Annotated in this window: 21 protein-coding genes; all 21 read right to left on the bottom strand. The window is 67.0% G+C overall.

Features of this window, described 5'->3' with window-relative positions:
- Positions 1-25: 25 nt before the first annotated feature.
- A complete protein-coding gene (locus tag ACFFGH_RS23255; protein ID WP_386672790.1) occupies positions 26-1,084 on the bottom strand; it encodes a GNAT family N-acetyltransferase in 1,059 nt (352 codons plus the stop codon).
- A 60-nt stretch (positions 1,085-1,144) separates the two neighbouring features.
- Positions 1,145-1,777, bottom strand: coding sequence for a 50S ribosomal protein L17 (gene rplQ / locus ACFFGH_RS34515; protein WP_446686170.1), 633 nt, complete (start codon positions 1,775-1,777; stop codon positions 1,145-1,147).
- A gap of 48 nt (positions 1,778-1,825) precedes the next feature.
- Positions 1,826-2,818, bottom strand: coding sequence for a DNA-directed RNA polymerase subunit alpha (locus ACFFGH_RS23245; RefSeq protein ID WP_386672788.1), 993 nt, complete (start codon positions 2,816-2,818; stop codon positions 1,826-1,828).
- Between the two features lie 199 nt (positions 2,819-3,017).
- The gene (rpsK, locus tag ACFFGH_RS23240; RefSeq protein ID WP_386672786.1) at positions 3,018-3,416 is read right to left on the bottom strand and encodes a 30S ribosomal protein S11; all 399 of its coding nucleotides are present in this window, start codon (positions 3,414-3,416) and stop codon (positions 3,018-3,020) included.
- 87 nt (positions 3,417-3,503) lie between these two features.
- Entirely contained in the window at positions 3,504-3,884 is a 381-nt protein-coding gene (rpsM, locus tag ACFFGH_RS23235; RefSeq protein ID WP_386672784.1) for a 30S ribosomal protein S13, read from the bottom strand.
- 226 nt (positions 3,885-4,110) lie between these two features.
- Positions 4,111-4,224 carry a 50S ribosomal protein L36 gene (gene rpmJ, locus ACFFGH_RS23230; protein ID WP_018191946.1) on the bottom strand — a complete coding sequence of 38 codons (114 nt, stop codon included), beginning with the start codon at positions 4,222-4,224 and terminating at the stop codon, positions 4,111-4,113.
- A gap of 66 nt (positions 4,225-4,290) precedes the next feature.
- The gene (gene infA, locus ACFFGH_RS23225) at positions 4,291-4,512 is read right to left on the bottom strand and encodes a translation initiation factor IF-1 (protein WP_191283558.1); all 222 of its coding nucleotides are present in this window, start codon (positions 4,510-4,512) and stop codon (positions 4,291-4,293) included.
- A gap of 168 nt (positions 4,513-4,680) precedes the next feature.
- Positions 4,681-5,295: an adenylate kinase gene (locus tag ACFFGH_RS23220; RefSeq protein WP_386672781.1), complete on the bottom strand. Its 615-nt coding sequence runs from the start codon at positions 5,293-5,295 to the stop codon at positions 4,681-4,683.
- Positions 5,292-6,614 carry a preprotein translocase subunit SecY gene (gene secY, locus ACFFGH_RS23215; protein ID WP_386672779.1) on the bottom strand — a complete coding sequence of 441 codons (1,323 nt, stop codon included), beginning with the start codon at positions 6,612-6,614 and terminating at the stop codon, positions 5,292-5,294. Before secY ends, ACFFGH_RS23220 begins: the two co-directional genes overlap by 4 nt.
- A 111-nt stretch (positions 6,615-6,725) precedes the next feature.
- On the bottom strand, positions 6,726-7,262 hold the full coding sequence (rplO, locus tag ACFFGH_RS23210; RefSeq protein WP_386672777.1) for a 50S ribosomal protein L15: 537 nt from the start codon (positions 7,260-7,262) through the stop codon (positions 6,726-6,728).
- On the bottom strand, positions 7,262-7,444 hold the full coding sequence (rpmD, locus tag ACFFGH_RS23205; RefSeq protein WP_386672775.1) for a 50S ribosomal protein L30: 183 nt from the start codon (positions 7,442-7,444) through the stop codon (positions 7,262-7,264). Before rpmD ends, rplO begins: the two co-directional genes overlap by 1 nt.
- Positions 7,444-8,106 carry a 30S ribosomal protein S5 gene (gene rpsE / locus ACFFGH_RS23200; RefSeq protein WP_446686175.1) on the bottom strand — a complete coding sequence of 221 codons (663 nt, stop codon included), beginning with the start codon at positions 8,104-8,106 and terminating at the stop codon, positions 7,444-7,446. Before rpsE ends, rpmD begins: the two co-directional genes overlap by 1 nt.
- Before the next feature lie 53 nt (positions 8,107-8,159).
- Entirely contained in the window at positions 8,160-8,531 is a 372-nt protein-coding gene (rplR, locus tag ACFFGH_RS23195) for a 50S ribosomal protein L18 (RefSeq protein ID WP_386672773.1), read from the bottom strand.
- A 2-nt stretch (positions 8,532-8,533) separates the two neighbouring features.
- Positions 8,534-9,070 carry a 50S ribosomal protein L6 gene (gene rplF, locus ACFFGH_RS23190; RefSeq protein WP_386672771.1) on the bottom strand — a complete coding sequence of 179 codons (537 nt, stop codon included), beginning with the start codon at positions 9,068-9,070 and terminating at the stop codon, positions 8,534-8,536.
- Positions 9,071-9,074: 4 nt separating this feature from the next.
- Positions 9,075-9,473, bottom strand: a complete 399-nt coding sequence (gene rpsH / locus ACFFGH_RS23185) for a 30S ribosomal protein S8 (RefSeq protein ID WP_386672769.1) — start codon at positions 9,471-9,473, stop codon at positions 9,075-9,077.
- Between the two features lie 68 nt (positions 9,474-9,541).
- On the bottom strand, positions 9,542-10,153 hold the full coding sequence (gene rplE, locus ACFFGH_RS23180; protein ID WP_386672768.1) for a 50S ribosomal protein L5: 612 nt from the start codon (positions 10,151-10,153) through the stop codon (positions 9,542-9,544).
- The gene (rplX, locus tag ACFFGH_RS23175; RefSeq protein WP_446686169.1) at positions 10,153-10,620 is read right to left on the bottom strand and encodes a 50S ribosomal protein L24; all 468 of its coding nucleotides are present in this window, start codon (positions 10,618-10,620) and stop codon (positions 10,153-10,155) included. The genes rplE and rplX overlap by 1 nt, the downstream gene beginning before the upstream one ends.
- Before the next feature lie 3 nt (positions 10,621-10,623).
- Positions 10,624-10,992, bottom strand: coding sequence for a 50S ribosomal protein L14 (gene rplN / locus ACFFGH_RS23170; protein WP_386672766.1), 369 nt, complete (start codon positions 10,990-10,992; stop codon positions 10,624-10,626).
- A gap of 33 nt (positions 10,993-11,025) precedes the next feature.
- Entirely contained in the window at positions 11,026-11,322 is a 297-nt protein-coding gene (gene rpsQ / locus ACFFGH_RS23165) for a 30S ribosomal protein S17 (RefSeq protein WP_386672764.1), read from the bottom strand.
- Complete coding sequence (rpmC, locus tag ACFFGH_RS23160; RefSeq protein WP_446686168.1) at positions 11,322-11,648, bottom strand: 50S ribosomal protein L29; 327 nt, start codon at positions 11,646-11,648, stop codon at positions 11,322-11,324. The genes rpsQ and rpmC overlap by 1 nt, the downstream gene beginning before the upstream one ends.
- On the bottom strand, positions 11,648-12,067 hold the full coding sequence (gene rplP, locus ACFFGH_RS23155) for a 50S ribosomal protein L16 (protein ID WP_386672763.1): 420 nt from the start codon (positions 12,065-12,067) through the stop codon (positions 11,648-11,650). Before rplP ends, rpmC begins: the two co-directional genes overlap by 1 nt.
- Positions 12,068-12,069 lie beyond the last annotated feature (2 nt).

Genomic DNA, 12,069 nt, shown 5'->3' with positions numbered 1-12,069 from the left:
GCCCCAACCTAGCGGCAGCGCGGATTCAGAACACCTTGCTGAACGCCGTCTCCCGCGTCTCCGGCACGAAGCCCATCCCGGTGTAGAGGCCGAGCGCGCCGGTCGGGTTGTCACTGTCGACGTCGAGCACCGCGCGCTCGAGCCCTTCGTCGCGGAAGGCGGAGAAGGCGCGGGCGAGGAGCGCCGGGGCGATCCCCTTCCTCCGCCACTCCCGGACCACGCCGACGAGGGGGATGTACGCCGAGGAGAATCCCTGCCCGGCCCAGTCGTCCTCGTTCACCTCGCTCGTGAGGAATCCGATGACCTCGTCGCCGGCGAGGGCGAGGAATGACAGGTCGGGCCGGAAGACGCTCAGCCCGAGCATCGACTCCCACTGCTCGGCGGTCATCGGCTGGCTGCCCCAGTGATCGCGGAAGGCTGCGTTCTTCGCCTCGAGCGTCGCGGCGCCGCGCTCTGCGCGGTACGGCTCGATCCGCACACCGTCCGGGAGCTGAAGCTGCGGGACAGGGTCGGCGAGCACCCGGCTCAGGCCGGTGAAATAGCGCGCCGGCGCGAATCCGGCGGATGCGGCCAAGCGATGGGTGCGCTGCGACCGGTCGTCGGCGTAGAGCATGATCCACCCGGGCAGCGCGAGGTCGACCGTGGCCAGCTGCTGCAGCGCCCGCGCCTCCTGCCAGGCGAGCAGCTGCCGGCCGAGCCCCTGACCGCGGAGCTCAGGGTGCACACCGCCCCAGAGGATCGACCGAACGAGGGTCTCCTTGCCGGGGCTCAGCGCGACGAGACCGAACGCGACGGCGGCACCGTCGCGGCGGAAGCCGACCAGCGTGTCCGCTGCCCTGTCGACCCAGGAGTGGCTCAGCTCATCCTCGAGCTCCTCGCGGGAGATCAGGTAGTTCGGATGATCGGCCCGTCCCAGGGCCGCGTGCAGCGACACGAGCGCATCCAGGTCGTCGAGAGTCGCCGGTCGCCACTCGACGCCATCCGTCTCGGGGAGCTCGAGGTGCACTGGCGCAGTCACGCGGTCGCGGAGCGGGACGTCGTCGCCGCGTGCGGGTTGGACAGGGGCGGAGGTGTCCGTGGTCACGGCTTCAAGACTAGAACCCCGCCGGAAGGCGGGGTTCTGGTCGGTTCTCCGGAGGAGTGCCTATGCGTTCTGCTGCTGCTCGGCGACGTCGGCCGGGTCGGCCTCGACCGTCTCGGTCGCTGCGTCGTCGGCCGGAGCGGCGACGGGAGCATCCGTGGTGTCAGCCGCGGCCTCCCCTGCCGGAGCCTCGTCGGCCGCATCCACGGCGACGGCCTCATCGACCGAGACCGCTTCGGTGGCCGGAGCCTCATCGGCAGGAGCCGTGGCCTCCTCGGCCGGAGCGGCCGGAGCAGTGGCGGCCGTGGTGCGCTTCGGCGCCTTCGACTTTTTCACGACCGGCTCGAGCACGAGCTCGATGACCGCGAGGGGCGCGTTGTCACCCTTGCGGTAGCCGATCTTCGTGATGCGGGTGTAGCCGCCCTCACGCTCGGCGAGCAGCGGAGCGATCTCGCTGAACAGCTCGTGCACGACGCCCTTGTCCGAGATGACGCTCAGTACGCGACGGCGGGCGTGCAGGTCGCCACGCTTCGCGAACGTGATGAGACGCTCGGCGAGCGGACGGAGGCGCTTGGCCTTCGTCTCGGTCGTGGTGATGCTCTTGTGGGTGAAGAGCGCGGCGGCGAGGTTCGCGAGCATCAGGCGCTCGTGCGCCGGTCCTCCACCGAGACGGGGACCCTTGGTTGGCTTAGGCATGATTCGTTATCTCCAGTTGTTCCGCAACAGTTCTGAGCCCGAAGGGACTCAGATGTTGTCGTCCTCGTCGTAGCCGCCGTAGAAGTGCGCGCCGTCGAAGCCGGGCACGGTGTCCTTCAGCGACAGGCCCATCTCGGTGAGCTTGTCCTTGACCTCGTCCACCGACTTCTGCCCGAAGTTGCGGATGTTCATCAGCTGCGTCTCCGAGAGGGCGACCAGCTCGCTGACGGTGTTGATGCCCTCGCGCTTAAGGCAGTTGTAGCTGCGCACGGAGAGGTCGAGGTCCTCGATCGGCATGCTGAGCTCGCTGGAGAGCACGGCGTCGACCGGTGCCGGGCCGATCTCGATGCCCTCGGCGGCGGTGTTCAGCTCACGGGCGAGACCGAAGAGCTCGACCAGCGTCTTGCCGGCGGATGCGATGGCGTCGCGCGGCGTGATGGCCGCCTTCGTCTCGACGTCGACGACCAGGCGGTCGAAGTCGGTGCGCTCACCGGCACGCGTCGCCTCGACGCGGTAGGTGACCTTGAGCACCGGGGAGTAGATCGAGTCGATCGGGATCTGGCCCGCCTCGCTGAACTCGCTGCGGTTCTGGGTGGCGGACACGTAGCCGCGGCCGCGCTCGATGGTGAGCTCGAGCTCGAACTTCGCCTTGTCGTTGAGGGTGGCGATCACCAGGTCCGGGTTGTGGATCTCGACACCGGCCGGAGCGGAGATGTCGGCGGCGGTGACCTCGCCGGCGCCCTGCTTGCGGAGGTAGGCGGTGATGGGCTCATCGTGCTCGCTGGAGACCACGAGGTTCTTGACGTTCAGGATGATCTCCGTGACGTCTTCCTTCACACCCGGGATGGTGCTGAACTCGTGCAGCACGCCGTCGATCCGGATGCTGGTCACGGCCGCGCCGGGGATGGAGGAGAGCAGTGTGCGGCGCAGCGAGTTGCCGAGCGTGTAGCCGAAGCCGGGCTCGAGGGGCTCGATGATGAACCGCGAACGGAACTCCGAGATGTTCTCTTCGGTAAGAGTGGGGCGCTGTGCGATGAGCACGATGGATTCCTTTCGGCGAGATGTCCGCTATATGACATCTGTGAGGTTCGAGCGGGCGGGTGAGTCCCGTTCGTTCTATTGAGTTATTGAGCGCGCTGGAGCTTGGAGCGGAAGCCATTTCTGGCCTCCGCCGCGACGCCAGCGCCGGGGCCCGTCCCGGGCCCCGGTACTAGCGCGCGGATGGAATCGAGGAGAGCGGTCAGACTCGACGACGCTTCGGCGGGCGGCAGCCATTGTGCGCCTGCGGGGTGACGTCGTTGATCGAGCCGACCTCGAGGCCTGCGGCCTGCAGGGAGCGGATCGCCGTCTCCCGACCGGAGCCCGGGCCCTTGACGAAGACGTCGACCTTCTTCATGCCGTGCTCCTGCGCCTGGCGCGCGGCCGACTCGGCGGCGAGCTGCGCGGCGAACGGCGTCGACTTGCGCGAGCCCTTGAAGCCCACACCGCCGGACGACGCCCAGCTGATGACGGCACCGGTCGGGTCGGTGATCGACACGATGGTGTTGTTGAACGTCGACTTGATGTGGGCCTGGCCCACGGCGATGTTCTTCTTCTCCTTGCGACGCGGCTTGCGAGCTGCCGCCTTGGGTGTTGCCATGCGTTTTCTCTCCTGGAGGTTTTCCGGCATCCGCGAGGCGGCTGCCGACATCTTGGCGCCCTCCGCCGACCCGGCGGGGGCAGGCGGTTACTTGCGGCCGGCCTTCTTCTTGCCGGCGACGGTGCGCTTCGGGCCCTTGCGGGTGCGAGCGTTGGTCTTGGTGCGCTGGCCGCGCACGGGCAGGCCGCGGCGGTGGCGGATGCCCTCGTAGCTGCCGATCTCGACCTTGCGGCGGATGTCGGCAGCGACCTCACGGCGAAGGTCACCCTCCACCTTGAAATTGCCCTCGATGTGATCGCGGAGTGCGACGAGCTGCTCGTCGGTCAGGTCCTTGACGCGGGTCTCCCCGCTGATCCCGGTGTCCTTCAGGGTGCTCAGAGCGCGGGTGCGACCGACTCCGTAGATGTACGTCAGTGCGACCTCGACGCGCTTGTCGCGCGGGATGTCTACGCCGGCGAGACGTGCCATTTTGGCTTCTCCAGTTGATGAGTGAAGGTGTGAGACAGCGCCGGTGCCCGGGCCTTCATCCCGAGGTGCGCGGTGGAGCTGGGAGCGAAGGCCATTTCTGGCCTTCGCCGCGACCCCAGCGCCGATGGCCGTCTCGGCCATCGGGAACGCGTTGGTGCTGCCTTGATTTCTATTGAGTTATGCGTTGCTGGGTCCCTGAGCCTGTCGAAGCGACCGGGGATTGCGACTAGCCCTGGCGCTGCTTGTGGCGCGGGTTCTCGCAGATGACCATGACGCGTCCGTTGCGACGGATGACCTTGCACTTGTCGCAGATGCGCTTGACGCTGGGGTTGACCTTCATTGTTCTTCTCTTTCGCCGTCCTCGTACCGCCCGAGGTGCCGGGCGGCCGTTACTTTCCGGCGATCCTTACTTGTAGCGGTAGACGATCCGGCCTCGGGTGAGGTCGTAGGGGCTCAGCTCGACGACGACCCGATCCTCGGGGAGGATGCGGATGTAGTTCTGCCGCATCTTGCCGGAGATGTGGGCGAGCACCTTGTGCCCGTTCGTCAGCTCAACGCGGAACATCGCGTTGGGCAGCGCCTCGAGGACAGAGCCCTCGAGTTCGATTACGCCGTCTTTCTTGGCCATTCGCCTCTTCGTCGCTTGCAGTGTGGATCGCAGGTCCTGCGGTGGATTGGTGCTTCAGCTCACGCGGTTCGGATCGAGACGATCATGGGAACCGGCCATGCCGAAATGACGGTGTGAAACACCAAGGGTCTAGCTTAGGTCATTCGGCGAGGAATCGCCAAGTTGGCCCTATACTCCCGATCCGCTGGCAGCGGACGGGTTCGGAGCGGTGATTCCCCGGGCAGCAAGCTGCTCGAGGATGCGGCCGGACACCTCGTCGATGGGGCCGAGGCCGTCGACCTCGATGAGCAGGCCCTTCTCGCGGAACACGGCGAGCAGCGGCTCGGTCTCCCGGCGGTAGACATCCTGCCGGTGGCGGATCGCCTCCTCGGTGTCGTCCGTGCGCCCGAGCTGCACCGCGCGCAGCCGCAGACGCTCCACCACGGCCTCGGTGTCGGCGACCAGGCGGACGACCGCGTCCAGCTGGTGCCCGCGGGAGGAGAGCAGCTCCTCAAGGTAGCGGACCTGATCGACCGTGCGGGGATACCCGTCCAGCAGGAAGCCGCCATCCGCGTCGGCCTCGGAGAGCCGGTCGGTGACCAGTGCGTTGGTGAGCGTGTCGGGCACGTAGTCGCCGGCGTCGACGATGGCCTTCACCTGCAGGCCGAGCTCGGTCTCCCCGGCGATGTTCGCGCGGAAGATGTCACCCGTCGAGATGGTGGGGACGTCGAACAGCTGGGAGAGGAGCGCCGCCTGCGTGCCCTTGCCGGCGCCAGGCGGGCCGACGATGAGCAACCGGGTCAACGGAGCAGTCCCTCGTAGTGCCGCTGCTGGAGCTGCGAGTCGATCTGCTTCACCGTCTCGAGGCCCACGCCGACGATGATCAGGATGCTCGCGCCGCCGAAGGGGAAGTTCGCGTTGGCGCCGACGGTCGCCAGGGCGATCAGCGGGATGAGTGCGACGAGACCGAGGTAGAGCGAGCCGGGCAGCGTCACACGCGTCAGCACGTAGTCGAGGTACTCGGCGGTCGGCCGGCCGGCACGGATGCCGGGGATGAAGCCGCCGTACTTCTTCATGTTGTCGGCGACCTCTTCCGGGTTGAAGGTGATCGCGACGTAGAAGTACGTGAAGCCCACGATGAGCAGGAAGTAGACCGCCATGTAGAGCGGGTTGTCCCCGGACTGGAAGTTGTTGGTGATCCACACCACCCACTCCGGGGCGACGCCGCCGTCGGCGGGCTGGTTGAACTGCGCGACGAGCGCCGGCAGGTAGAGCAGCGACGAAGCGAAGATGACGGGCACGACACCGGCCATGTTGACCTTGATCGGGATGTAGGTGTTGTTCCCGCCGAATGTGCGCCGTCCGACCATCCGCTTCGCGTACTGCACCGGGATCCGCCGTTGCGACTGCTCGACGAAGACGACGAGGCCCATGATGATCACGCCGATGCCGATCACCATGAAGAACACCTCCCAGCCGTTCGTCTGCTGGATCAGCCAGAGGGAGGACGGGAACGTCGCGGCGATGGACGTGAAGATCAGCAGGGACATGCCGTTGCCGATGCCGCGCTCGGTGATGAGCTCGCCGAGCCACATGATGAGGCCGGTGCCCGCTGTCATGGTGATGACCATGAGCAGGATGGCGTACCAGGCGTCGTCGGTGATCAGCTGCGAGCACTGCGCGACACCGCTGTTGTTGAACAGGGCGCCGCTGCGCGCCACGGTGATCAGGGTGGTGGACTGCAGCACGCCCAGCGCGATGGTGAGGTAGCGCGTGTACTGCGTGAGCTTCGCCTGACCCGCCTGACCCTCCTTGTAGAGGGTGTCGAAGTGCGGGATGACGACGCGCAGCAGCTGCGTGATGATCGACGCGGTGATGTACGGCATGATGCCGAGCGCGAAGATCGACAGCTGCAGCAGCGCACCACCGCTGAAGAGGTTGACCAGCTCGTAGAGGCCGGAAGCGCCGGCGTTGCCGGCGAGACACAGCTGCACGTTGCCGAAGTCGACGAATGGCGCCGGGATGAAGGAGCCGAGACGGAAGATCGCGATGATCCCGAGGGTGAAGGCGATCTTGCGGCGCAGGTCGGGCGTGCGGAAGATCCGCGCGACGGCTCTGAACACGGGTCCTCCTGGGTGTTGCATCGGGTGGAGCGGCGCAGTTCTCAGCGCGTCCGCTCCAGATATGCGATGACGGTGGCCGCGCGAAGCGGCCACCGTCATGCGCAAGGTGTCTTACTGTACGGAACCGCCCGCAGCGACGATCTTCTGCTCAGCAGAGCTGGAGACCTTGTCAACCGCAACGTTCAGCTTAACCGCAATCTCACCGTTGCCGAGAACCTTGACCTTCTCGTTCTTGCGGACGGCGCCCTTGGCGACCAGGTCACTGATCGTGACGCTGCCACCATCCGGGTAGAGCTCGGCGAGCTTCTCGAGGTTCACGACCTGGTACTCCACGCGGAACGGGTTCTTGAACCCGCGCAGCTTGGGCGCACGCATGATCTGGTTCAGGTTGCCGCCCTCGAGGCCGGCGGACACCGAGTAGCGGGCCTTCGTGCCCTTGGTGCCGCGTCCCGCGGTCTTGCCCTTCGATCCCTCACCGCGTCCGACGCGGGTGCGAGCCTTTTTGGCGCCGGCGGCCGGCCGGAGGTGGTGCACCTTCAGCACCTGCTGGCGCTCGGCACGCACCTCCTCGGTCGCGACGGCCTTCTTCTTCGTCGTCGACTTCGGAGCGGCCGCAGCCGTGTCCTCAGTCTTCTTCGCTTCTGCCATCAGTCAATCTCCTCGACCTTCACCAGGTGGGCGACGGTGCGGACGTATCCGCGGTTCTGGGCGTTGTCCTCACGGACCACCACGTCGCCGATGCGCTTCAGCCCGAGGCTGCGCAGCGTGTTCCGCTGGTTCTGCTTCTCACTGATCTTGCCCTTGATCTGGGTCACGCGAAGCTGCGCCATCACGCACCTGCCTTCGCAGTCAGGGCCGCACGGGCCTCGCTGTCCGCCCGCACCAGACGGTCGGGGGCGATGTCCTCGAAGTCGCGGCCACGGCGCGCGGCGACGGCGCGGGGCTCCTCGAGCTGCTTCAGCGCCTCCACCGTCGCGTGGACGATGTTGATCGTGTTGGACGAGCCGAGCGACTTGCTCAGCACGTCGTGGATTCCGGCGCACTCGAGGACGGCACGCACCGGGCCACCGGCGATGACGCCGGTACCGGCTGCGGCGGGGCGCAGGAGCACCACACCGGCGGCCGCCTCACCCTGCACCGGGTGCGGGATCGACTGCTGCACGCGCGGGACGCGGAAGAAGTTCTTCTTCGCCTCCTCGACGCCCTTCGAGATCGCCAGCGGCACCTCGCGGGCCTTGCCGTAACCGACGCCGACCATGCCGTTGCCGTCGCCGACGACCACGAGGGCGGTGAAGCTGAAGCGACGACCACCCTTCACGACCTTGGAGACACGGTTGATGGTGACGACGCGCTCCAGGAACTGGCTCTTGTCGGCGTCCCTGGACCCGCGGTCGCGGTTGGGGTTGCGCTCACGGCCACCGCGGCGGCCCTCACGCTCACCGGTCTGCGGTGCGCTCGACGCGGCGGTCTCGACCGGCGCCTCGTTGACCACGGCCACGTCCTTCTGCTCGACGGGGGTGGTGTTCTGAGTGTTGGTGGTGTCGCTCACAGGCTGAGCCCTCCTTCTCGAGCTCCATCTGCGATAGCCGCAACGCGGCCCGCGTACTTGTTGCCGCCGCGGTCGAAGACCACGGCGTCGATGCCCGCCTGCTTGGCGCGCTCCGCGAGGAGCTCACCGACGCGGCGTGCCTTGGCGGTCTTGTCGCCGTCGAAGCTGCGCAGGTCGGTCTCGAGGGTCGACGCCGACGCCAGGGTGTGACCCTTGGCGTCGTCGACGATCTGAACGAACACGTGACGTGCGGAGCGGGTGACGACGAGGCGCGGGCGCTCGGCGGAGCCGACGATGCGCTTGCGCAGCCGAGCGTGGCGACGGCCCTTGGCCGCCGTCTTGCTCTTTCCTCTAGTTCCGAGAGCCATGACTACTTCCCACTCTTTCCGCTCTTGCGGCGAACGACCTCGCCGGCGTACCGCACACCCTTGCCCTTGTAGGGCTCGGGCTTGCGGAGCTTGCGGATGTTCGCGGCTACCTCGCCGACGGCCTGCTTGTCGATGCCGGAGACGATGAGCCTGTTGTTGCCCTCCACCGCGAACGAGATGCCCGCGGGAGGCTCGACGGTGATGGGGTGCGAGTAGCCGAGCGCGAACTCGACCCCGTTGCCCTTGGCGGCGACCCGGTATCCGGTGCCGACGATCTCGAGGCCCTTCGAGTAGCCCTGCGTGACGCCGAGGATCTGGTTGGCGATCAGGGTACGGGTGAGGCCGTGGAGCGAGCGCGACGCGCGCTCGTCATCGGGGCGGGTGACGAGGACGCTGCCGTCCTCGATCCGGACCTCGATGGGCTGGGCCACGGTGAGCGACAGCTCGCCCTTCGGGCCCTTGACCCGCACGTCGGCACCGTCGACGGTCACGTCGACGCCGGCCGGAATTTCGATGGGGAGACGACCGATACGCGACATCAGATCACCACACGTAGGCGAGGACTTCCCCACCCACGCCCTTCTTGGTCGCCTGGCGGTCCGTGAGGAGCCCGGAGGAGGTGGACAGGATGGCGACGCCGAGACCGCCGAGCACGTGCGGGATCTCGGTGGACTTCGCGTAGACGCGGAGGCCGGGCTTCGAGACGCGCTTGATGCCCGCGATGCTCCGCTCGCGGTTGGGGCCGTACTTCAGGCTGATGGTCAGCGTGGAGCCGACGCGGGCGTCCTCGACCTTCCAGTCGGCGATGTAGCCCTCCGCCTTCAGGATGTCGGCGATGTGGGTCTTGAGCTTCGAGCTCGGCAGCGACACGGTGTCGTGGTACGCCGAGTTCGCGTTGCGCAGTCTGGTCAGCAGGTCTGCGACCGGATCTGTCATCGTCATGTGGTGCGGTTCCTATCTCGGCCGGTTTCGGCTCCCGGTACACCGGGGCCGACCTGTCCGAATCGGTGTTACTGGTTTTCGGTTCGGTTCGACGTGAACGGGAAGCCGAGCGCACGCAGCAGCGCGCGACCCTCTTCGTCGTTCTTCGCGGTGGTGACGACGGTGATGTCGAAGCCGCGGACCCGGTCGATCTGGTCCTGGTTGATCTCGTGGAACATGCTCTGCTCGTTGAGACCGAACGTGTAGTTGCCGTTGCCGTCGAACTGCGAGTCCGACAGCCCGCGGAAGTCGCGGATGCGGGGCAGGGCGAGGCTGAGCAGCCGGTCGAGGAACTCCCACGCCCGGTCGCCGCGCAGCGTGACGTGCGCACCGATCGGCATGCCCTCACGCAGCTTGAACTGCGCGATGGACTTGCGGGCCTTGGTGACCTGCGGCTTCTGGCCGGTGATCAGGGTGAGGTCGCGCACGGCGCCGTCGATCACCTTGCTGTCGCGAGCTGCCTCGCCGACACCGGTGTTGACGACGATCTTCACGAGACCGGGAACCTGGTGCACGTTCGTGAAGCCGAACTGCTCCTTGAGCTGCGGCAGGATCTCGGTGCGGTACTTCGTCTTCAGCCGCGGCTGGATCGCTGCTGCGGTGGCGGTGCCCGTGGGCGCCGCGGTCGCGGTTCTAGCCATTACTCTGCGTCCTTCACTGTCGAGTCGGTCTCGGCCTCAGCGGCCTTGACGGACCCGGAGTCCTTCTTCGCCGGGGCCTTCTTCGCCTTGGCGGGCTTGGTGTCGTCCTTCGCGGGCTTGGCGGCACGACGCGACGGCTTGAAGTAGCGCACGCGCGTGGTCTTGCCGTTGTCGTCCGTCTCCACCCGGAAGCCGACGCGGGCCGGCTGCTTGGTGTCGGGGTCGACGAGCGCCACGTTCGAGATGTGGATCGGGGCCTCGTGGGTCTCGATGCCGCCGGTCTTCGAGCCGCGCTGGGTCTGGCCGACGCGGACGTGCTTCGTGACGAAGTTCACACCCTCGACGATGACGCGGTTCTTCTCCCGCTGCACCTCGAGAACGCGACCCTGCTTGCCGCGGTCACCGCCACGGTCCTGGGTCGGGCCACTGACGACCTGCACCAGGTCGCCCTTCTTGATGTTCGCCATTGTTTACAGCACCTCCGGTGCGAGCGAGATGATCTTCATGAACTTCTTGTCGCGAAGCTCGCGGCCGACCGGGCCGAAGATGCGGGTGCCGCGGGGGTCCCCGTCGTTCTTCAGGATGACGGCGGCGTTCTCGTCGAACTTGATGTACGAGCCGTCCGGGCGCCGGGTCTGCTTCACCGTGCGGACGATGACCGCCTTGACGACGTCGCCCTTCTTGACGTTGCCGCCGGGGATCGCGTCCTTGACCGTGGCGACGATGACGTCACCGAGGCCGGCGTAGCGACGGCCGGAGCCGCCGAGCACGCGGATGGTGAGCAGCTCCTTGGCGCCGGTGTTGTCGGCGACCTTGACTCGTGATTCCTGCTGAAGCATGTGAGTGTCCTTCGTTCAAGCAAGCCGGGGGGCTTACTTGGCCTTCTCGAGAATCTCGACGAGCCGCCACCGCTTCGAGGCGGAGAGGGGGCGGGTCTCGGCGATGACCACCAGGTCGCCGATGCCGGCGGTCTGCTGCTCGTCGTGCGCCTTGACCTTGGAGGTGCGGCGGATGACCTTGCCGTAGAGCGGGTGCTTCACGCGGTCCTCGACCTCGACGACGATGGTCTTCTGCATCTTGTCGCTGATCACGTAGCCGCGGCGCACCTTGCGGTACGGGCGGCCCTCCGCGGCCTGCTGCGGCTGGGCCGCTGCGTCTGCCTTAGCCATTACTTGCTCTCCTCTTCGACCGCTTCGACGGGCTCAGCGGCCGTGGTCTCCGCCTTCTTGCGGCTCTTCTTCTCCGGCTTCGCGGGCGCCTCGACCGGGGCCGGGACGGCACGGATGCCGAGCTCGCGCTCGCGCTGCACGGTGTAGATGCGCGCGATGTCGCGCTTGACTGCGCGGAGACGCCCGTGGCTCTCCAGCTGTCCGGTTGCGGCCTGGAAGCGCAGGTTGAACAGCTCTTCCTTGGCCTTCTTCAGCGCATCCGCCAGACGGTCGTCCTCGAAGGTGTCGAGTTCGGCGGGAAGCAGCTCCTTGGATCCGATCGCCATTACGCGTCGCCCTCCTCGCGCTTGATGATGCGTGCCTTCAGGGGCAGCTTGTGGATGGCACGGGTCATGGCCTCACGAGCGAGCTGCTCGTTGACACCGGCGACCTCGAAGAGGACGCGACCCGGCTTGACGTTGGCGACCCACCACTCGGGCGAGCCCTTGCCGGAACCCATGCGGGTCTCGGCGGGCTTCTTGGTCAGCGGGCGGTCGGGGTAGATGTTGATCCACACCTTTCCGCCACGCTTGATGTGACGGGTCATCGCGATACGAGCGGACTCGATCTGACGGTTCGTCACATAGGCGGGGGTGAGGGCCTGGATGCCGAACTCACCGAACGACACCTGGGTGCCACCGGTCGCCTGACCACTCCGCTTGGGGTGGTGCTGCTTGCGGTGCTTGACTCGACGGGGAATCAACATTT

The organism is Lysobacter korlensis (assembly GCF_042434515.1).
The sequence above is the reverse complement of the archived record's forward strand: the minus strand, read 5'-3'. Positions and strand labels throughout refer to the sequence as shown.